General features: G+C 66.8%; 18 protein-coding genes. 9 read left to right on the forward strand and 9 right to left on the reverse strand.

Features of this window, described 5'->3' with window-relative positions; translation table 11 throughout:
* Position 1: 1 nt before the first annotated feature.
* The 4 genes from Q368_RS0114900 to Q368_RS0114915 all read right to left on the reverse strand — a co-directional run bounded on the left by Q368_RS0114900 (position 2) and on the right by Q368_RS0114915 (position 3,589).
* A complete protein-coding gene (locus Q368_RS0114900; RefSeq protein WP_029459852.1) occupies positions 2-715 on the reverse strand; it encodes an amino acid ABC transporter permease in 714 nt (237 codons plus the stop codon).
* A gap of 71 nt (positions 716-786) precedes the next feature.
* A complete protein-coding gene (locus tag Q368_RS0114905; protein WP_029459853.1) occupies positions 787-1,539 on the reverse strand; it encodes an ABC transporter substrate-binding protein in 753 nt (250 codons plus the stop codon).
* Between the two features lie 165 nt (positions 1,540-1,704).
* Positions 1,705-2,631 (reverse strand): diguanylate cyclase, encoded by a 927-nt coding sequence (locus Q368_RS0114910; protein WP_043786089.1) that lies wholly within the window; start codon positions 2,629-2,631, stop codon positions 1,705-1,707.
* A gap of 64 nt (positions 2,632-2,695) precedes the next feature.
* Complete coding sequence (locus Q368_RS0114915; RefSeq protein ID WP_029459855.1) at positions 2,696-3,589, reverse strand: DMT family transporter; 894 nt, start codon at positions 3,587-3,589, stop codon at positions 2,696-2,698.
* A gap of 114 nt (positions 3,590-3,703) precedes the next feature.
* Here Q368_RS0114915 and Q368_RS0114920 point away from each other — a divergent pair, with 114 nt between their 5' ends.
* The 4 genes from Q368_RS0114920 (at position 3,704) to hemW (ending at position 7,453) form a co-directional block, all read left to right on the forward strand.
* The gene (locus Q368_RS0114920) at positions 3,704-4,819 is read left to right on the forward strand and encodes an FAD-dependent oxidoreductase (protein WP_029459856.1); all 1,116 of its coding nucleotides are present in this window, start codon (positions 3,704-3,706) and stop codon (positions 4,817-4,819) included.
* A gap of 24 nt (positions 4,820-4,843) precedes the next feature.
* On the forward strand, positions 4,844-5,386 hold the full coding sequence (locus Q368_RS0114925) for a 4Fe-4S dicluster domain-containing protein (RefSeq protein ID WP_043786092.1): 543 nt from the start codon (positions 4,844-4,846) through the stop codon (positions 5,384-5,386).
* A 98-nt stretch (positions 5,387-5,484) separates the two neighbouring features.
* A complete protein-coding gene (locus tag Q368_RS0114930) occupies positions 5,485-6,099 on the forward strand; it encodes a tetratricopeptide repeat protein (RefSeq protein WP_029459858.1) in 615 nt (204 codons plus the stop codon).
* Between the two features lie 226 nt (positions 6,100-6,325).
* Positions 6,326-7,453 carry a radical SAM family heme chaperone HemW gene (gene hemW / locus Q368_RS0114935; protein ID WP_029459859.1) on the forward strand — a complete coding sequence of 376 codons (1,128 nt, stop codon included), beginning with the start codon at positions 6,326-6,328 and terminating at the stop codon, positions 7,451-7,453.
* Here the strand turns inward: hemW and Q368_RS0114940 are convergent.
* The 4 genes from Q368_RS0114940 to Q368_RS0114955 form a co-directional block, all read right to left on the reverse strand.
* Positions 7,447-8,814, reverse strand: coding sequence for a M23 family metallopeptidase (locus tag Q368_RS0114940; RefSeq protein ID WP_043786094.1), 1,368 nt, complete (start codon positions 8,812-8,814; stop codon positions 7,447-7,449). The genes hemW and Q368_RS0114940 overlap by 7 nt on opposite strands.
* A gap of 215 nt (positions 8,815-9,029) precedes the next feature.
* Positions 9,030-9,905 (reverse strand): glycine betaine ABC transporter substrate-binding protein, encoded by an 876-nt coding sequence (locus Q368_RS0114945; protein ID WP_029459861.1) that lies wholly within the window; start codon positions 9,903-9,905, stop codon positions 9,030-9,032.
* 122 nt (positions 9,906-10,027) lie between these two features.
* Positions 10,028-10,864, reverse strand: coding sequence for an ABC transporter permease (locus Q368_RS0114950; RefSeq protein ID WP_029459862.1), 837 nt, complete (start codon positions 10,862-10,864; stop codon positions 10,028-10,030).
* Positions 10,854-12,056 (reverse strand): quaternary amine ABC transporter ATP-binding protein, encoded by a 1,203-nt coding sequence (locus Q368_RS0114955; protein WP_029459863.1) that lies wholly within the window; start codon positions 12,054-12,056, stop codon positions 10,854-10,856. The genes Q368_RS0114950 and Q368_RS0114955 overlap by 11 nt, the downstream gene beginning before the upstream one ends.
* Positions 12,057-12,293: 237 nt before the next feature.
* Between Q368_RS0114955 and Q368_RS0114960 the strand changes: the two genes are divergently transcribed.
* The 5 genes from Q368_RS0114960 (at position 12,294) to nadB (ending at position 18,093) form a co-directional block, all read left to right on the forward strand.
* Positions 12,294-12,977 (forward strand): hypothetical protein, encoded by a 684-nt coding sequence (locus Q368_RS0114960; RefSeq protein ID WP_052360186.1) that lies wholly within the window; start codon positions 12,294-12,296, stop codon positions 12,975-12,977.
* Positions 12,978-13,024: 47 nt separating this feature from the next.
* Positions 13,025-14,251: a replication-associated recombination protein A gene (locus Q368_RS0114965; protein WP_029459865.1), complete on the forward strand. Its 1,227-nt coding sequence runs from the start codon at positions 13,025-13,027 to the stop codon at positions 14,249-14,251.
* 309 nt (positions 14,252-14,560) lie between these two features.
* A complete protein-coding gene (nadC, locus tag Q368_RS0114970) occupies positions 14,561-15,454 on the forward strand; it encodes a carboxylating nicotinate-nucleotide diphosphorylase (protein WP_029459866.1) in 894 nt (297 codons plus the stop codon).
* Complete coding sequence (nadA, locus tag Q368_RS0114975; RefSeq protein WP_029459867.1) at positions 15,451-16,485, forward strand: quinolinate synthase; 1,035 nt, start codon at positions 15,451-15,453, stop codon at positions 16,483-16,485. Before nadC ends, nadA begins: the two co-directional genes overlap by 4 nt.
* A 27-nt stretch (positions 16,486-16,512) precedes the next feature.
* The gene (gene nadB, locus Q368_RS0114980) at positions 16,513-18,093 is read left to right on the forward strand and encodes an L-aspartate oxidase (RefSeq protein WP_029459868.1); all 1,581 of its coding nucleotides are present in this window, start codon (positions 16,513-16,515) and stop codon (positions 18,091-18,093) included.
* 126 nt (positions 18,094-18,219) lie between these two features.
* Here nadB and hisF read toward each other — a convergent pair whose 3' ends face one another.
* Complete coding sequence (gene hisF / locus Q368_RS0114985; RefSeq protein ID WP_029459869.1) at positions 18,220-18,999, reverse strand: imidazole glycerol phosphate synthase subunit HisF; 780 nt, start codon at positions 18,997-18,999, stop codon at positions 18,220-18,222.

The following is an 18,999-nucleotide window of genomic DNA, read 5'->3' on the forward strand; positions in this document are numbered from 1 at the left end:
GCTACAGCGTTCCCTGGTGCGCGTATCCGGGGATGCGCACCTTGGCTTCCAGGCGTTTGAGGGTCTTGATGCCGGCCCAGGTCAGAAAGAAAAAGAGCGCGCCGGCAAGGATCGACAGCGGCAGCGGCTGGTGCGTCGTCGCCGCCACGGAGCGCGTGCGCGACATGACTTCGAGGACGCCGATGGTAAACGCCAAAGCGGAGTCCTTGAGCAGGATGGAGTATTCGTTGGACCAGGCCGGGATGGACAGGCGCAGCGCCTGGGGCAGGATGATGGCGCGGATGGCCTGGGCGTCGCTTAGGCCAAGCGCCCTGGCGGCCTTGAGCTGGCCGGCGGGCAGGCTCTGCATGGCGCCGCGGAAAATCTGCGACTGGTAGGCGGCGCTGGTGAGGCCGAGCACGACCACGGCGGAGAAAAAGCCCGAGGAGAGCGGCAAAAAGGACAGGGCCGGAATCTCGCTCAGGTACGCCATGATGCCGAAATAGAAGAGATAAAGCTGCACCAGGATGGGGATGCCGCGAAAGAGCCAGACATAGGTCGCCACGCACCGCCGGCAAAACCGGCTGCCGTAGACATGGGCCACGGCCAGGGGGATGCCGAGCAAAAGCCCCAGGGCCATGGCCCCGAGGATGAGCCCCGCCGTCCACCACAGTCCGCCCAGAATGTAGGGCAGGGCGTCCCAGGAGGCCTGAGCGGCCTTAATAAATCCTTCCATGAATCGCGTCCGGGCGGGCCTGCGCTTTCCGGGCCGCGCAAGGGCGGCCCGGAAAGCGCGGGGTCGGGGGACTACAGGCCGTACTTGGCCTTGAGTTCCTTCCAGTAGGGGTCGGCCATGAGGAGCTTTAAGCCCTTGTTGACCTTGTCCTGGAATTCCTTGTCTTCCTTGCGCATGGCGTAGCCGTACTTCTCGGGCGCGGCGTCGAAGGTGCCGGCGATCTTGAAGCCGGGGGCCTTCATGGCTTCCTTGGCGATGGTGCTGTCCATGCCGGAGCCCGCGATGCGGCCGATTTTGAGGTCTTCCATGGACAGGTCCGTGGAGTCGTAGGGCACGACCTCGAACTTGTAGCCGGGCTTGGTGACCAGCTCCTCGAGCAGCTTGGCCGTGACCGTGCCGCGCTGGACGCCGAGCTTCTTGCCGGACTTGAGCAGGTCGGGCAGGGAGGCCTTCTCCTTGTCCGGCACCACGAGCACCTGCGTGACTTCGTAGTAGGGGATGGAGAAATCGACCTTCTGGGCGCGTTCGGCCGTGGCGCTCATGCCCGAGGCGATGATGTCGATCTTCTTGGCCAACAGGGCGGGGATGATGCCATCCCAGTCCATGGGCTGGTGCTTGACCGTAAAGCCCATTTTCTTGGCGATCCAGTCCAGGGACTCGACGTCGAAGCCCGTGGGCTTGCCGTCCTTGTCCACGAAACCGAAGGGCGGAAAGCCGAAGTCGATGCCGTTGACGTAGACTTTCTCCTCGGCGGCGGCCAGGCTGCCGCAGCACAGGACAAAGACGGCCAGGGCGGCCAGAAGAAGGCCAAAACGCTTGCGCATGAGACGCTCCCGGGTTGAAGTGACGGTGCGGGGCCAGGGCCGTAAGCCGACGACGCCGGAAGCCTCCGGCGCGGGGTTCGCTGTGGCGCGGTGGAACCGTAACCGAATAGCAGAGTTGCCGCAGCCGATCAAGGCCGGCAGGCGCGGCGCGCGGGAGCGGGAGGCTCAGCAGGCCAGGGGCAGGCAGTCGGCCGCGACGCGGTCGCGGCCGGCCTGTTTGGCCTGGTAGAGCATGCGGTCGGCGCTGCGCAGGAGCGCATCGGGCGAAAGGCCGCCCACGGGAACGACGCTGGCGACGCCCAGGCTCACCGTGACGATCGGCGCGGCCCGGGAGCCGGCGTGCGCCATGTCCAGGGCGCGCACGGTCAGGCGCATGGCTTCGGCGAGGTGTTTTGCGCCGGATATGCAGGTGTCTTCAAGCACCATGGCGAACTCTTCTCCGCCGAAGCGCGCGGCCAAGTCGCCCGGCCGGCGCAGCACTCCGGCAAGGGCTCTGGCGACGTTTTTGAGGCAGACGTCGCCGGCCATGTGGCCGTAGGCGTCGTTGTAGGCCTTGAAGTCGTCGATGTCGGCCATGATGACGGAAAGCGGCGTGGCGCAACGCATGCCGTGCCGCCAGGCGCGCTCCAGGCACTCGTCGAAGCGGCGGCGGTTGGCGATGCCGGTGAGGCCGTCGCGCATGGACAGGTTTTCGAGCAGGTCGCCCCGGCGCTTGAGCTCCACGTGGGCGCGCACACGGGCCTGGACGATGGGCACGGTCACGGGCTTGGTGATGTAGTCCACCGCGCCGAGTGAAAGCCCTTGCGTCTCGTCGGCCACCTCGTTTTTGGCCGTGAGAAAGATGACCGGGATGTTCCGCGTGGCGTAATCCGTCTTGAGGCGGCGGCAGACCTCGTAGCCGTCCATGTCGGGCATGAGGATGTCGAGCAGGATCAGGTCCGGCGGCGCGGCGTCCACCAGGCGCAGGGCTTCCGCTCCGCTTGTGGCGATACGCACGTCGAATTCACCGCGAAGCGTTTCGGTCAAAATGGCCAAGTTGGAAGGCGCATCGTCGACCACCAGCACGGTCGCCGGGGTTGCGGGCATCTCCATGAATGGGCTCCAGGCGGGGAAATTGGTGTTTGTCTAGCCTCTCGGAGGGCGAAGCGCAAGAACGTTATCGGCTTTCCAAAGTCCGTCCGCGGCGGTTGGTCAGCCAAACCCCGGCCAGCACGCACAATCCGCCGCCGGCCAATGCTGCGGAAAGCGCTTCGTCCAGGAACAGCCAGCCGAGAAAAACGGCCGTGACGGGCACAAGATTGATGAACACCCCGGCCCTGGTCGGGCCGATGGCCCGCACTCCCTCGTAATACCAGGAGAACCCGAATCCCGTGGCCAGGATGCCGAAAAAGAGCAGGCAGCCCCAGGCCACGGGGCCGGCCTGCGCCGTTTCGCGGACGAGGCCCGTGGCCAGGGCCGGGGGCAGCAGCATGAGCGCGCCCAGGATGCACGACCAGGTCACCGCGCCGTACGGGGCGACGCGCTCCATGGCCTTCTTGCCGATAAGGGTATAGGCCGCCCAGGTGAGCACGCAGCCGAAGATGGAGATATCCCCCGTGGAAAACCCTTCGGCCAGCACCCGGCCCGGATTGCCGCCGCTGACGATGAGCCCCACGCCGCAAAAGGACAAGGCGAGGCCCATGGCCTTCCACGCCCCGAAACGCTCCTTGAACAGCAGGGAAGAAAAAAGGGCGACCACGGCCGGGATCGCCGCGACGATCAGCGCCGCGCGCCCGGCCGGGACCGTGCGCAACCCGGCGAAAAAAAACGCGTTGTAGGCGAAGATGCCCGTGGCGGCGAGCGCCAGCAGCCAGGGGAAATTGGCCCGCGTCAGGCGCGGCACGCCCCCTTCCAGCCGGGCCGTGAGGAAGACGAGAAAGGCCGAGGCCAGGGCGAAACGTAAAAACGCCGCCGAAAACGGCCCCATGTGTCTGGACAGGATGCGCCCGGCGACCCAGGTGCCGCCCCAGAGCACGGCCGAGCCCACCAGCTTGCAATAGACGCCCGTCATACGCGTTTTCTTGTCCATAAGGGGCACGGTGGTGGCACAAAGCCCGGGGAAAGTCATCCGGGCGTTGAGCCGGCGCGGGCTTTGGCGTAGGCTCGGACCAAACCGGAGGTCGCCATGGAGGCCATGAATTTCAATTTCCTGTGCGACGAGCCGCCCCCGCCGAGCGGCGCGTCCGTCGGCATCGTCGGCGCGGGCCCGTCCGGGCTCGCCGCGGCCGGCTACCTGTCGTGCCTGGGGCATGCCGTGGAGGTCTACGACAAGATGCCAAAACCCGGCGGGCTCATGCTTTTCGGCATCCCGGGGCACCGCATCCCGCGCGAGCGCATCGAGGCCGGCACGCTGCGCCTGGCCCGCCGCTACGGCGTGGTCTTCCACACGCATACCAAGATCTGTTGCAGCGCGCCGCTGTTCGAGGAAGAGGGCGACCATTTCTGCAACGAGGTCAAGGGACTGGGGGACATGGTCAAAAAGCACGACGCCATCATGATCGCCACGGGTTCCTGGCGCTCGCGCCGGCTGGACATCCCGGGCGAGGCGCTTGCCGGCGTCTTCTCGGGCCTGGAGTTCCTCTTCCCCATCCGCGCGGCGCACTACTGCGCCCCGGGGGTCAAGGCCCCGGACGTGGCCGGCAAGCGGATCACGGTCATCGGCGCGGGACACTCCGCCGTGGACGTGGCCCACGGTGCCGTGGCCCTTGGCGCGGCGGGCGTGGACATGCTCTACCGCCGCACCCGGACCGAAGCGCCGTGCGGCAGCCTCGAGATCGAGCGCCTGGAGGCTTCGGGCGTGCGCTGGCACGAAGGCTGCGCGCCCACGCGCATCCTCGGCGAGGCGCGGGTCGCCGGCATCGAGTTCCGCCGCCGCGACGCCTCGGGCGAGGCGCTCGAATCCCTGCCCGCGGATATCGTGGTCACGGCCATCGGCGAGGTGGCCACGCCGCCCTTCGCCAAGGAGCTCGGGCTCGAATCCGTGCGCAAGGGCGAGGTGCGCTGGCTCAACATGACGGCCATCGAAAACGTGTTCGTGGCCGGCGATGCGCTCACCGGCCCAAGCAAGATCGGCAAGGCCATCTATTCCGGCCTGCGCGCCGCGCGCTCGCTCGGCAACTGGCTGGAGCTCAAGGCCGAGAACCGCCAGACGGAATTTGCCGGCGACGAACTCATCAGCCGCGAGGCCGACCGCTTCCCCGGCGGCTCCTTCAAGGACGCGCCCCGGGTGCGCGGCCTGTAGCAGGCGTAAGGAAAAGAGGCCGCCATGGAGAACCTGGAAAAGCAAAAGACGCTTTGCATCGATTATTCCAAATGCATCGGCTGCGAGACGTGCGAGTACGTGTGCCGGTTCGTGCACGACGTGCCGCGTATCCACATGATCCGCGCCGCCTCGGGGCTCATGGCCCCGCTGTATTGCCGCCATTGCGAGCAGCCCAACTGCGCCAAGGTCTGCAAGCGCGGGGCGATCCGCCGCGACGTGGACGGGGCCATGGTGCTTTTGCCCATGCTCTGCCGCGGCTGCGAATCGCGCCAGTGCATGCTCGCCTGCCCGTATATGGCCATTTTCGAGACGGACAAAGGCGTCATGATCGTCAAGTGCGACCTGTGCGCCGCGAGAAGACAGATGGGCCAGGAGCCGGCCTGCGTGGCCATGTGCCCGTGCGGGGCCATCCATTACGTGGAACGCGAGGCCGTGCCGGCCCTGGCCGACGCCGCGTTTGCCGCTGCCGAAAAGCGCGTGCTCGACTGCCTGCGTCCGGCCAAAGGCGGCTCGGAAACCGCCGGAGGCGACACCGAAAAGCCTTGACCCCGACGCCAAAGCGCGTCACCCAGGCCGTGCGGCGCGTTTCGCCGCCAAACGGCCGGACGGCGCGGCACGCCCGACCGGCGATCCGGAGGACACGCATGCAGAACTCCCAAGACGACAATACGGCCCTTGCCCAGGCCGAAGCCCTGCATCAGGCCGCCCTGGAGGCCATGGAACGCAAGGAGCTGGACGTGGCCAGGGAGGGCTTCCTCAAGGCCCTGGAGGCCTTCACGGCCGGCGGCGACGCCGTGGGCCAGGCCATGACGCAGCACAACCTGGGGCTTGCCGCCCAGGAATCCGGCGACCTGGACGGGGCGAAGAAGTGGTTGGAGCAGTCCCTGGCCATCAGCGAAAAGGAAGGCCTCGACGGCGGCATGACCGTGACCAGCCATCAGCTCGGCGTTGTGGCGCAATTGGCAGAAGACTACGAGACGGCCAAATCCTGGTACGACAAGGCCCTCGCCCTCGAGGAAAAGCACGGCAACACCGTGGGCGAGGCCAAGACCACCCACCAGATGGGCCTGACCGCCAATTTGCAGGGCGACCTCGAGGCGGCCAAGGTCTGGTACGCCCGCGCCATCGCGCTTTTCGAGCAGCTTGGCGACGAAGGGAACGCGGCCAAGACGAAGAAACTTCTGGATTACCTGACCGATTACGAGCGCCAGGGCAGCCACGAGGGCCACGCCGGTCCCTGCGCCCACAGCAAGAACTAGTGGGGCATTGTGTGAAAACATGGTAATATTTTTACACAAAAAGTAAATATTCCAGCGTATTGTCCTCGAAATTCATTTGCACGAATTTCGAGGACGCGACAGGGGCTTCTGGCGGCGTCTGGCTGCAACCCGGCCGCGCAACGGGCTCTTTCGGGGCGGCGTCCGCTTCGGGAGCGCCCCGTGGCGCGGCCTTGCGCGCGCCGGCGACATGGCGGCGGAAACGGGCATGCTCCTTTACATCCACGTTCCTTTTTGCCGGGGCAAGTGCCGCTATTGCTCTTTCGTGTCCCGGCCCTTCGACATGGGCGAAGTCGAGGCCTACACCGCCTCGCTTTGCGCCGAGATGCGGCTTTGGGGCAAAAAGCTCGGCCGGCCGAAGCTGGAGACGATCTATTTCGGGGGCGGCACGCCGAGCCTGCTCCCTCCCTGGGCGCTCAACCGCATCATGCCCGAACTGCGCCGCCATTTCGACTGCGACGCCACGGTCGAGTGGACCTTCGAGGCCAATCCCGACTCGGCCCTGGACGGGCACTACCTCAAGTCGCTCCAGAGGTACGGCGTCAACCGCCTGAGCCTTGGCGTGCAAAGCCTCGTCGACGCCGAGCTGCGCTTTTTGGGCCGGCCCCACGACGCGGCGCAGGCCGTGGCCGCCTACACACTGGCGCGGCAGGTCGGGTTTGCCAACATCAGCCTGGATTTCATCTGGGGCCTGCCCGGGCAGCGCGAGGCCGCGTGGCTCGAGACGCTCAAGGCAGCGGTGCGCCTGCGCCCGGAGCACCTCTCCTGCTACGGCCTGACCGTGGAGGAGGGCACGCCCCTGGCCGGGGACGTGGCCGCGGGGGGTGTGGAACTGCCCGCCGAAGCCGAGCAAGGGCGCATGTACGTGCGCGGGGCCGAGTTCCTGGAAGAGATGGGCTACCTGCAATACGAGGTGTCGAACTTCGCCCGCATGGGGTTTGTCAGCCGCCACAACTCCGGCTACTGGGAGGGTAGGGACTACCTGGGCCTTGGCCCGGCCGCGGTTTCGACCCTGGCCGGGGTGCGCTTCGGCAATTCCGGCGACCTCAAGGAATGGATCGCGGGCGTGCGCGCGGGCAAGGTCGGCCAGGGCGGCGAGGTGCTAAGCGACGCCGAAAAGGCGCGCGAAATGGTGATGCTCTCCCTGCGCACGGCCAAGGGCCTGCGCCTGGCCGCCTACCGCAAGCGCACGGGCCGAGACTTCATCAAGGACAACGAGGGGCTCGTCACGGCGCTGCGCCAAAACGACCTCATCCGCATAAGCGCCGGCCATCTGCGCCTGACCAAGAACGGCTTTCTCGTCAGCAACGTGATCCTCGAGCGCCTGTCCTACTGAAGCCGGCCCGAGCTTGACGGCTCGCGGTCGGCCAGGTCCCTGATCCGCCCTCTGCCGTCCATGAGCGCGGCCAGACGGGCGGCTTCGCGCTTGAACCGGGCGAGCTGCGCTGCGGGCAACGGATCGGCGGCCATTTGCGGATTGGCCAGGGCGTTGACCGGCGTGCCGTTTTTATAGATGCGAAAATCCAGGTGCGGCCCGGTGGCGTAGCCGGTCTGGCCCACGTAGCCGATGACCTGTCCCTGGTCCACGTGCGTTCCCTTGGCCAGACTTTTGGCGAAGCGGCTCAAGTGGTTGTAGCGCGTGACCCAGGTCTTGCCGTGGCGCACGGTGACGTAGTTGCCGGCGGCGTGGTTGCGGCCGCGCTCGACCACCACCCCCGCGCCCACGCTCCAGACCGGCGTGCCGGTCGGCGCGGCGTAGTCCACGCCGTAGTGGGCCTTGCGCACCTTGAGGATGGGATGCAGGCGCGAACCGGTGAAGCGTGAGGTGATGCGCAAAAAGGACAGCGGCGCGCGCAGGAACATCTTGCGCAGCGGCCTGCCGTCGGCGTCGAAGTAGGCGGGCCTGCCCTTGGCGTCGAGCAGGGCGAAGCCTTCGTGCGTCCTGCCCTGGTTGACGAAGCGCGCGGCCAGCACCCTGCCCGTACCGATGTATTCCCCTTCCACGTAGCGCTTTTCGACAACGGCCCGGAAGCTGTCGCCCGACTGTACGTCGCTGCAGAAGTCGATGTCCGAGGCGAAGACGTCGGCCAGGGCCACCGCCGTTTCGGCGTTGCCGCCCGCGGCTTCGACGGCCTGGAACAGGCTCGAGTCGACGGTGCCGGCCATGACTTCCCGGCGCACTTCGCATTGCTTCGTCTCGACCCGGGCGGCCAGTTCGCCATCCGCGCCGTCGATGACCAGGGTCTCCGTGGGGCTGATGTCGTATTCGAAGGCCACGAATTCCCGGTCGCGCAGCGTCATGCGGTACGGCTGGCCGGACTGGATGTCCTCGAAGGCGAAATCGTCCGGCACGGGCAGGGAGGCGAGGCTTCCGGCGTCCACGTAGCCGTCGAGGATGCCGCCGAGGGTCTGGCCGGGCTTGACCGCGTCGGAGAGGACTTCCACGGACGGGTCTTCGCTTGGCGTCTCCGTCACCTGTGCAAAAAGATTGGTCCGGGGCTCGCAGAGCCCCTCGGCCCAGGGCGGGCAGGCGGCATGGGGCAGGGTGGCCCGCTGCCTGGGGGCAACGATGCCCGGCAGCAGGTACGCGGCGGCCACGCCGGCCAGGAGCAGGACGCCGGTGAGCGCGAGAGTCTTGGAGCGACGTCGGGGGCGTACGAAAATCCGGGAACTGCTTTTCCGTGCGAAAAACGGCATGGGTGTCCTCATGGGCGACGGGATGCCGGGCGGCGTGGGGAACACCCCCCGGACGTTGCGGGCGTTGCGGCGTCGGCGCAACCGACGCGGCGCGCCCCCATGACCGGAGCATGGGGGCGCGCGTCGCCGGACGGCGCGAGCGCCGTGTACGGATCATGCCCGAACGGCATGGCACGCTTTGTTAAGCGGCAGGCAAACATCTCATGAACGATTTGTCATGAACCGGGCGCGGCCAGCCAGCCTTCCACGAGCTTCGGGTGGTCGGCGATGAACTTCTTGGCGTTCGCGTAGGGCTTGCCGTTGTCCTTGTTGGCGGCCATGAGCGCCTGCAAATCGGCCATGGGCAGCTTGTAGCAGGTCAGGAAGGCGTAGACCGCGGGCTTTTCCTGCTGCAGGCCCTTTCTGGCGATGGCGTGGATGGTTTCCTCGCCGCCGAAGACGTTTTTCGGGTCTTGCAGGTACTTGAGCTGCCAGCGTCCGAACTTCCAGTGCGGCGTCCAGCCCGTGACCACGATCCATTCCTTGTGCTTGACCGCGTCGCCGAGGGCCGCGGTCATGGTGGCGTCGGAGCCTTCCACCAGCTTGTAGCCCTTGAGGTCGTATTCCTTGAGGGCCTTTTCGGTCTTGGCCATGAGCCCCGCGCCGGGGTCGATGCCGATGATGCGGCCGCCGAACTTGGCCTTGGCCCCGGCGAGGTCGGCGATGGAGTCGATGGTCACGTAGTCCGGCACCACCAACCCGATTTTCGCGCCGGAGACGATGACGCCGAGGTCGTCCACCTTGTTCTTGACCTTTTCAAGGTACGCGCCGTGGGTGACGGGCAGCCAGGCCGTGACCATGGCGTCCACGTCGCCCGAGGCCACGGCCTGCCACATGGCGGCGGCGGAAACGGGCACGATCTCCACCTTCTTGTGGAGCTTTTCCTCGAGCACGGCCTTCACGAGGTTGGTCGAGGCCGTGGCGCAGGACCATTCCACATAGGCGATTTTCACCACGTTCTTTTTCCCGGCCGCATGGGCGGGGTTGACCCAGAGCACAAAGGCCAGGGACACGGCGGTCAGGGCGATCAGGTACCAGGTGGTCTTTTTCATGGGGCCTCCTTGGTTTAGTGTGTTGCGGGGTATGCCGACTGCAAGGCATAACGACGGTTATGCTTTGTAATTATTGAGAGAAGTAGGCTTGTTGTTACCGCGCCCGCGAGGCTAGGGCGCGATTACACGTTTCGCGAGCCGAGCTTCTGCGTCACGCGGTCGAGGATGACGGCCACGATGACCACGGCGAGGCCGGCCTCGAAGCCCAGGCCCGGTTCCAGGCGTTGGATGGCCTTCCACACTTCGCCGCCGAGTCCCCGTGCGCCGATCATGGCCGCGATGACGACCATGGAAAGCGAAAGCATGATGGTCTGGTTGATGCCGGCCATGATGGTCGGCAGCGCGAGCGGCAGCTCGACCTTGCGCAGGCGCTGCATCCGGGTCGCGCCGAAGGCGTCGGCGGCTTCGGTAAGCGACTCCGGCACCTGGCGGATGCCCAGGCACGTCAGGCGGATGGCCGGGGGCATGGCGAAGATGACCGTGGAGAAGATGGCCGAAACCGGGCCCAGGCCGAAAAAGGGGATGGCCGGGATCAGGTAGACGAAGGCCGGCATGGTCTGCATGAAGTCGAGCAGCGGCATGATCACGCGCCGCCAGCCCGGGCGCATGGCGGCCAGGATGCCGAGCGGCACGCCCACGGCCGTGGCGATGGCCGTGGCGAAAAGGACCAGCACGAGCGTCGTGACCGTGGGCTCCCACAGGCCGAGGTTGGCAATAAGCGAAAGGCCGAACAGCGCGAGCAGGCCGATGCGCCGGGAGCCGAAGCGCCAGGCCGCGAGGCTGATGACGAGGATCAGCGCCCAGGGCGGTACGGCGAGCAGCCCCTCGCCCACGGCGTCGATGGCGGTCTCGAGCGTCGCCGAAATGGACTTGGTCAGCGGGGCGAGGTGGTCGGAGAGCGTGTCGAGGGTCCTCTCGATGATCGGCCCGAGGGGAATGCGCGGGATATCAATCGCCATTGTCGCCCCTCCCCTTGTCGGCCAGCGCGGCCAGGAGCGAACCCTGGACGATGATGCCGAGCAGCTTGTTGTGTTCGTCCACCACGGCCACGGGCTCGCGGTCCGCCGCAAGCAGCGGCATGACCTCCTGGACCGACGCGTCAGGGGAGACGCGCTTGTCCACGCCGCGAACGATGGCGTCGAGGCTGCGCTCGCCGCGCCGGGCGGATTCGGCGGCGTCCAGGGCCGTGACCAGGCCTTCGAGGCGCTTGTCGCGACCGATGACGAACAGGCTGGAAATGCCGGCCTCGGCCATCTTGTGCAGGGCCAAGCGCGGCCCGTCGTGGCGCGCCAGCGCCGTGACGCCCGGTTGCAGCATGACTGAGCGGGCCGAGAGCACCTTGGAAAAGTCCACGTCCTCGACGAACCGCTCCACATAGCGTGTGGCCGGATTGGTCAGGATGTCCTCGGCGGTGCCGGTCTGGACCAGGGCACCGTCTTTTAACAGCACGATGTGGTCCCCGAGCTTGACGGCCTCGTCGAGGTCGTGGGTAATGAAGAGGATGGTTTTCTTGACGGTGTCCTGGAGCGAAAGGAGTTCGTCCTGCATGTCGCGGCGAATCAGGGGATCGAGGGCGGAAAAGGCCTCGTCCATGAGCAGGATGTCCGGATCCAGGGCCAGGGCGCGGGCCAGGCCCACGCGCTGCTGCATGCCGCCGGAAAGTTCGCCCGGCCGGCGGTCTTCCCAGCCGCCGAGCCCGACCTGCGCCAGGGCGGCCATGGCCTTGTCGCGGCGTGCGGCGGGCGCGACGCCGTTGATCTCCAGGCCGAATTCCACGTTTTGCACCACGGTGCGGTGGGGGAGCAGGGCGAAATTCTGGAAGACCATGCCGAATTTGGTGCGCCGCAACTGCGTCAGTTCGGCCTGGGACATGGCGGCGACGTCCTGGCCGTCGATGCGGATCTGGCCGCTTGTGGGTTCGATGAGGCGGTTGACGCAGCGCACGAGGGTGGATTTGCCGCTGCCGGACAGGCCCATGATGACCATGATTTCGCCGGCGGCCACGGAAAAGGAGACATCGGCCACGCCCACGGCCTGGCCGGTTTCGGCCAGGATGTCCTTTTTGGAGCGTCCCTGGCGCAGCAGGCGCAACGCTTTCTCCGGCTTGTCGCCGAAAATCTTCACTAAATTTTTTATGACGATTTTATCCATGCGTATCCTTGGTTCCAGTGAGAGAAATCGAGGGAACAAAGCTGATCCTGCTGAGGCTACCATCTCAAAATCTGAAGTCAAGTCGGGGAATATTTCTTTAACGTCCACTGTACCTTTGTATATTTTTTGTGCAGTAGACTTGTAAAATATTGCCAAGTAGGAAATTAGATAAAATATATGTTGCCAATGTTGTTGTTAATTGGGAAAAAATTTTTTTTCTGCAACAGGATCGGACTGATGCTTTGGCAAAAAATGTCCGAGAATCGCGCCAGCCGCGTCCAATTCGATGTAATGGGGCTTGACAATTCTCTCGGCCAGGATAATGGCTCCGGCCCGCGCGGGATTGCCCGCGCCCCCGGCCATGCGCGCACCGCGTCGTCCCGGACGGGCCGGCTCATTGCGGCCCTCGTCCTTGCCGCGCTCACCGCCTGCTCGCGTGCGCCCGAACCGGTCGCGGGCTTCGGCGACCTTGCCTTCGGCGCGCCGCGCCCGGCGGACTGCGCCGCCCTGGCCGTGCCGCTGCCGCAGGCCCTGGCCGGTTCCCTGGTCTACTGCGCAAAGGGCGGCGGGGCCGAGTTCGCCGGCGCGGTGCTGACTGACGTGACGCTCGGGTTTTTCGAAGGCCGCTTTTTCGTCGCCGCAGCCGTCCTGGCCGACCCCGGCCAGGCGCACGCCCTGGCAAAGCGCTTGACCACGACCCATGGCCGGCCCTATTGCCGCGACAGGGGCGCCGTCTGCCTGTGGCGCATGGGCGACGCGGACGCCGTGCTGGAGACGCCGCAGGCAGGGCCGCCACGGCTGCTCGTGCGCTCCCGTTCCCTGGCGGGACGGGTCGCCGCCGCCGGCGGGGAATCCGCCGCAGCGGCCATGCCCGCCCTCGGCGACGCGCCCGGGAGCGGCGACGCCCCGCCCGCGCAGTAACCGACGGCCGTTTATGCCGGCCGTCGCCAACCACGACGAAGGCTTGCATGGATTTGCTTGGCAACGAGAAACGGCCCCTGGCCGAGCGCAGCCGTCCCACGGCGCTTGCCGAATTTGTCGGCCAGACCCACGTGATTTCCCGCCTGACGAACATCTTGGCCGGCCCGCGCCTGCCGAGCCTGCTCTTTTTCGGCCCGCCGGGCTGCGGCAAGTCCACGCTGGCGCTGATCCTGGCGCGGGCCAAGGGGCGGCCCTACGTGCGCGTGAGCGCGCCCGAGGCAGGGCTCGCGGCGCTGCGCGACCTGATCAAGGGCAAGGAAATCCTCATCCTCGACGAGCTGCACCGTTTTTCCAAGGCCCAGCAGGATTTCTTCCTGCCGCTGCTCGAAACCGGCGAGATCGTGCTTTTAGCCACCACCACGGAAAACCCGTCCTTTTCCGTGACGCGCCAGCTCCTGTCGCGGATGCACGTCTTTCGGCTGCGGCCCCTGTCCCACGCCGAGCTCCTCATCCTCGCCGAGCGCGGGGCCAGGGAGGCGGGCATGGATCTCGCCCCGGAAAGCCTGGAAGTCATGGCCATGCTTTCCTCGGGCGACGGCAGGACGCTCCTTAATCTCGTGGAATTCGCAGCCGCCCTGCCGGAGGCGATGCGCTCGCCCGAGGAACTCAAAAAGCAGCTGCCCGAGGCCCTGGCCCGGGGCGACCGCGACGGCGATTCGCACTACGAACTGGCCTCGGCCATGATCAAGTCCATCCGCGGCAGCGACCCGGACGCCGCGCTCTACTATCTGGCCTGTCTGCTGGAATCCGGCGAGGACCCGCGTTTCTGCTGCCGCCGGCTCATGATTTCGGCCTCGGAAGACGTGGGGCTGGCCGACCCCATGGCCCTGCCCCTGGCCGTCTCCGCCGCCGAGGCCGTGGAGAAGATCGGCATGCCCGAAGGGTTCATCCCCCTGGCGCAGACGGTCGTCTATCTGGCGCTGGCTCCCAAGAGCAACAGCAGCTACGCCGCCTATCTGGCCGCGAAAAAGGATATCATGCAGTCCGGGGTGAAGCCCGTACCCCTGCACCTGCGCAACCCGTCCACGCGCCTGCAGCGGGAGTGGGGCTTCGGCAAGGGCTACAAGTATCCCCACGCCTATCCCGACGCCTGGGTGGACCAGGAATACATGCCCGAGGAACTGGCCGGCCGGCAGTATTACACGGCCAAGGACCAGGGCCTGGAGCCGCGTCTGGCCGCCAGGCTGGCCCGGTTGCGCAAGGGACGGTCCTGATCGGCGGGAATTTTGACCGCTGCCGGAGTCCTGCCGGGTCAAAAAGATACGCCGGCCCGGATGGGCCGCGACGGGCCTTTATGCGTGCCGAGGCGACGGAAGGCCTTACGGGGCCGGACAAAAGTCGCCAGCGCCCGGCCTTGCCGGGGTGTTGCAAAAAAGCTACTTTTTCCGGCGCGGTCCGGCACGACGCCGGCCGCCCTGTTCGGAAAGTGTCCCGGCGCGTCGCGCCGCCCGCCTTTCCCCACACGGCCCGGTGCCGGACGCGTCACGTTTCCGGCCGTGGCCCATACCCGGACGCGTGACGCCATGAACGACTCCCGCTTCGAGGCCTTTTTCACCGGACCCGCCCGGGAATACCTGATCCGGGCCATCGACCTCGCCCTGGAGGAAGACGGGCCGGACCTCACCTCCCAGGCCGTTTTCGCCCCGGACGACCGGCTGGCCGCGCGCATCGTGGCCAAGGAGGATACCCTCGTTGCCGGACTGCCCATCCTGCCGCTGGTGCTTGATCGCATGGGCGACGCCGCGCGCTGCGAGGTCGCCTTTTTCGCCGCCGACGGCGACGCCGTGCCGGACCGCGCGGTCGTTGCCACCGTCACCGGCCCGGCCGTGACGCTGCTCAAGGCCGAACGGGTCATGCTCAATTTCCTCTGCCATCTCTCCGGCATCGCCAACCGGGTCCGCCAGGCCGTGGCCGCCCTCGGCGGCGGCAGGACCCGGCTGCTCGACACGCGCAAGACCCTGCCCGGGCTGCGCTATCCCGAGAAATATGCCGTGCTCGTCGGCGGGGGCGTCAACCACCGCAAGAACCTGGCCGAAATGCTCATGTTCAAGGACAACCACCTCGACCGGGCCGGCGGCATCCCGCAGGCCATGGCCGCCTTGCGCAGAGCCTACCAGGGAAATATGGATAAGATGCCGCCCGTGGAAATCGAATGCCGCACCCTGGAGGAGGTCGGGCAGGCCGTGGCCGAGCGGCCGGCACGGATCATGCTCGACAACATGGACATGGAGACCATGCGCAAGGCGCTTTCCATGGTGCCGCAGGGCATCGAGACGGAGGTCAGCGGCGGGGTGGACCTCGCGGCGCTGTCCGCCATCGCGACCCTGGGCGCGGATTTCGTGTCCGTGGGGCGCATCACCCATTCCGCGCCGAGCGCCGATTTCAGCATGCTGCTCAAGGAGACCACAGCCCCATGAACGACGCATCCGTCACGCAGCGCATCACGGACATCCGCCGCGCCCGCGGCGAGTCCCTGGCCATCCTCGCGCACCACTACCAGCGAGACGCCGTGGTCGCCCACGCCGACATCCTGGGCGACTCCCTGGAGCTTTCCCGCAAGGTGGCCGGGCTTTCGGCCAGGGACATCGTTTTTTGCGGCGTGTTTTTCATGGCCGAGACCGCGGCCATGCTGGCTGGTCCCGGGCAGCGGGTGCACATCCCCGCTCCGGACGCCGCCTGCGTCATGTCCGAGATGGCGCCGGCCGCCCTCGTCGGGGCGGTGCTCGATCGCCTTGCCGCGGCCGGGCGCGACGTGTTGCCGCTGACCTATGTCAACTCCTCCGCCGCGGTCAAAGCCGTGGTCGGGGCGCGGGGCGGGTCGGTGTGCACCTCGGCCAACGCCGGCAAGATGCTCGAATGGGCGCTCGACCAGGGGCGCGGCGTGCTCTTTTTACCCGACAAGATGCTCGGGCAAAACACCTGCAACGCCCTGGGCGTTCCCGTGGAAAAACGCTGCATCCTCGACGTGCGCGGCGGCGGGATGCGCCTGGACCTCGAGGCCGCGGGCAAGGCCGAAGTGCTTTTCTGGCCCGGGCAGTGCGTCATCCATGCGCGTTTCAAGGCCCGTGACATCGCGGCCGTGCGCGCCGCGCACCCGGGCGTTAAGGTGGTGGTCCACCCCGAATGCGCGCCCGAGACCGTGCAGGCCGCAGACGCCGCCGGCTCCACCTCGTTCATCATCAAGTACGTGGCCGAGGCCCCGGCCGGGGCCGAGATCGTCATCGGCACGGAAATCAATCTCGTTTCACGGCTCGCCCGGCGCTACCAGGGCGAAAAGACCATCCGTCCGCTTTGCGTGTCCGGCTGCTCAAACATGGCCAAGGGCACGGAAGAGAACCTGCTGGCCCTGCTCGAGACTCTGGACACCGCCGCGCCCGTGACCGTGCCCGAGGACGTGCGCGGACCGGCCACGGCGGCGGTGGCCAAGATGCTTGAAGTTTCGGCCTGATTTATGGCCGGAAAGGGAGAACGCGCGATGGTCTACCGCATGCACGCAAACGCCCTGGTCGTGGGCTCGGGGCTGGCCGGACTCACGGCCGCGCTGACGCTAGCCGATCAAGGCCTGGAAGTGATCCTGCTCACCTCCGGCGACGACCTCGACGACGGCAACAGCGCCCTGGCCCAGGGGGGCATCGTCTTTCGCGGCCCGGACGACTCGCCGCAACTGCTCGAACGCGACATGTTCACCTGCGGCTGGCGCTACAATTCGCCGCGCGCCGTCAAGTACCTGGCCAAACGCGGCCCGCAGGTGGTCCAGGAGATGCTCATCGACCGCCTGCAACTGCCCTTCGACCGCAAGGGCGACGGTTCCGGCTGGCACCTGGGCAAGGAGGGCGGCCACAGCGTGTCGCGCATCCTGCACATGGCCGACCGCACCGGGCGCGCCATCATGGAAGGGCTCATGGTCGCGGTCAAGGCCCATCCGAACATCAAGATCCTGGTCAAGCGCACGGCCGTGGACCTGCTCACCTCCCACCACCACGCCACCCTGCTCGAATTCAAGTACCAGTTGCTCAACCAGTGCCTGGGGGCCTACGTCTTAAACGAGGTTTCGGGGCAGGTGGAGACCATCCTGGCCGACTTCACGGTGCTGGCCACGGGCGGTTGCGGCAGGCTCTTCCTGCACACCTCCAACACCCGCTCCTCCATCGGCTCGGCCCTGGCCATGGCCTCGCGCGCCTTCGCCAAGGTCATGAACGTGGAGTACGTACAGTTCCACCCGACCACGCTTTTCCACCGCGCCGAGCGGCGGCTGCTGATTACCGAGGCCCTGCGCGGCGAAGGGGCGCGGCTGGTCAACGATCGGGGCGAGCCGTTCATGACGCGCTACGACCCCCGCGCGGACCTTGCCCCGCGCGACATCGTCACCCGGGCCATCCTGGCCGAGATGCTCAAGACCGACCACGACTGCGTCTATCTCGACGTTGCCAACTACGTGAAGAACGTGGCGGAACACTTCCCCACGGTGTGCAAGGGCTGCCTCGAGCTCGGCATCGACGTCACGAAGCAGCCCATTCCGGTGGTGCCGGCGGCGCACTATTTCTGCGGCGGCGTGCTCACGGACAATGCCGGCCGCACGACGCTGGAACGGCTCTACGCCGCGGGCGAATGCGCCTGCACCGGCATCCACGGGGCCAACCGCCTGGCGAGCACGTCGCTTCTCGAGTGCCTGCTGTGGGGCTACAGCGTGGGCCAGGACATCGGCAAGCGGGCGGGGCACAAGGTCACGCTCGGCCGCCGGCTCGTGGACAGCATTCCGGACTGGGTGAGCCCGGGCTCCAACCAGAACGAGGACCCGGCGCTCATTGCCCAGGACTGGGCCACCATCCGCAACACCATGTGGAACTACGTGGGCATCAACCGCTCGAGTTCCCGCCTCAAGCGCGCCTTCGAGGACCTGCGCGAGCTCAACAAGCATCTGCACGACTTCTACCGCGAAACGCCGCTCAGCAAGGCCATCGTGGACCTGTTCCACGGTTGCCAGGCCGCCTACACCATCACCATCGCGGCCATGCAGAACCGCCGTTCGCTCGGTTGCCACTACCGCATCGACTGACGCGCCAATAAAAAAATCCCGGCTCGCACCGGGATTTCCCACATCCTCCCCCCTTTCGGGGGGGGCCAGGAGGGGCCCTTGCCCCTCCTGGCCGCCGGAGGCATTCGTCTTATCTCTTCTCTACCCTCACCACACTTGCCGCACCTTCACGCCGCGTGAGGCCATGCGGTTTTTGCAGTCTTCGATGGAGTATTCGCCGTAGTGGACGATGGAGGCGATCAGCGCCGCCGAGGCCTTGCCCACGGTCACGGCGTCGGCCATGTGGTCGGGGTTGCCCGCGCCGCCGGAAGCGATGACCGGGATGGTCACGGCTTCGCTGATAAGACGCGTCAGCGTCAGCTCGTAGCCGGTCTTGGCCCCGTCGGCGTCGATGGAGTTGCAGCAGATCTCGCCGGCCCCCAGCGCCTCCACGGTCCTGGCCCATTCCACGGCGTCGAGGCCCATGGGCTTGCGCCCGCCGTGGATGACGATCTCGTAGCCGGAGGGAATCTTTTCGCTGACCGGCACCTGTTTGACGTCCATGCCGACCACCACGCACTGGGAGCCGAACGCGGCCGCGCCCTGGCTGATGATGTCCGGATTTTTCACGGCCGCGGAGTTGACCGAGATCTTTTCCGCGCCGGCCAGGAGCACCGCGCGCATGTCCTCCACCGTGGAAATGCCGCCGCCCACGGAGAAGGGGATGAAAATCTGGCTCGCCACCTTGTCCACCACGTCGAGCATGATGCCCCGGCCTTCGCTCGAGGCCGTGATGTCGTAGAAGACGAGTTCGTCGGCCCCGGCCTCGTAGTAGAGGCGGGCGGTTTCCACCGGGTCGCCGATGTCCACATTGCCCTTGAACTTGATGCCCTTGGTGAGCTTGCCGTCGCGCACGTCGAGGCAGGGAATGACGCGTTTGGAGAGCAT

Source organism: Solidesulfovibrio alcoholivorans DSM 5433, from assembly GCF_000702665.1.
GTDB lineage: Bacteria > Desulfobacterota > Desulfovibrionia > Desulfovibrionales > Desulfovibrionaceae > Solidesulfovibrio > Solidesulfovibrio alcoholivorans.

Coding starts and splice junctions, on each gene's coding strand:
- nadB (WP_029459868.1), top strand. CDS start 16,513: ATGGTCTACCGCATGCACGCAAACGCCCTGGTCGTGGGCTCGGGGCTG.
- Q368_RS0114925 (WP_043786092.1), top strand. CDS start 4,844: ATGGAGAACCTGGAAAAGCAAAAGACGCTTTGCATCGATTATTCCAAA.
- Q368_RS0114945 (WP_029459861.1), bottom strand. CDS start 9,905: ATGAAAAAGACCACCTGGTACCTGATCGCCCTGACCGCCGTGTCCCTG.
- nadA (WP_029459867.1), top strand. CDS start 15,451: ATGAACGACGCATCCGTCACGCAGCGCATCACGGACATCCGCCGCGCC.
- Q368_RS0114905 (WP_029459853.1), bottom strand. CDS start 1,539: ATGCGCAAGCGTTTTGGCCTTCTTCTGGCCGCCCTGGCCGTCTTTGTC.
- hisF (WP_029459869.1), bottom strand. CDS start 18,999: ATGCTCTCCAAACGCGTCATTCCCTGCCTCGACGTGCGCGACGGCAAG.
- Q368_RS0114940 (WP_043786094.1), bottom strand. CDS start 8,814: ATGCCGTTTTTCGCACGGAAAAGCAGTTCCCGGATTTTCGTACGCCCC.
- Q368_RS0114920 (WP_029459856.1), top strand. CDS start 3,704: ATGGAGGCCATGAATTTCAATTTCCTGTGCGACGAGCCGCCCCCGCCG.
- Q368_RS0114955 (WP_029459863.1), bottom strand. CDS start 12,056: ATGGATAAAATCGTCATAAAAAATTTAGTGAAGATTTTCGGCGACAAG.
- Q368_RS0114930 (WP_029459858.1), top strand. CDS start 5,485: ATGCAGAACTCCCAAGACGACAATACGGCCCTTGCCCAGGCCGAAGCC.
- Q368_RS0114915 (WP_029459855.1), bottom strand. CDS start 3,589: ATGACGGGCGTCTATTGCAAGCTGGTGGGCTCGGCCGTGCTCTGGGGC.
- Q368_RS0114910 (WP_043786089.1), bottom strand. CDS start 2,631: ATGGAGATGCCCGCAACCCCGGCGACCGTGCTGGTGGTCGACGATGCG.
- Q368_RS0114950 (WP_029459862.1), bottom strand. CDS start 10,864: ATGGCGATTGATATCCCGCGCATTCCCCTCGGGCCGATCATCGAGAGG.
- hemW (WP_029459859.1), top strand. CDS start 6,326: ATGCTCCTTTACATCCACGTTCCTTTTTGCCGGGGCAAGTGCCGCTAT.
- Q368_RS0114965 (WP_029459865.1), top strand. CDS start 13,025: ATGGATTTGCTTGGCAACGAGAAACGGCCCCTGGCCGAGCGCAGCCGT.
- Q368_RS0114960 (WP_052360186.1), top strand. CDS start 12,294: ATGCTTTGGCAAAAAATGTCCGAGAATCGCGCCAGCCGCGTCCAATTC.
- nadC (WP_029459866.1), top strand. CDS start 14,561: ATGAACGACTCCCGCTTCGAGGCCTTTTTCACCGGACCCGCCCGGGAA.
- Q368_RS0114900 (WP_029459852.1), bottom strand. CDS start 715: ATGGAAGGATTTATTAAGGCCGCTCAGGCCTCCTGGGACGCCCTGCCC.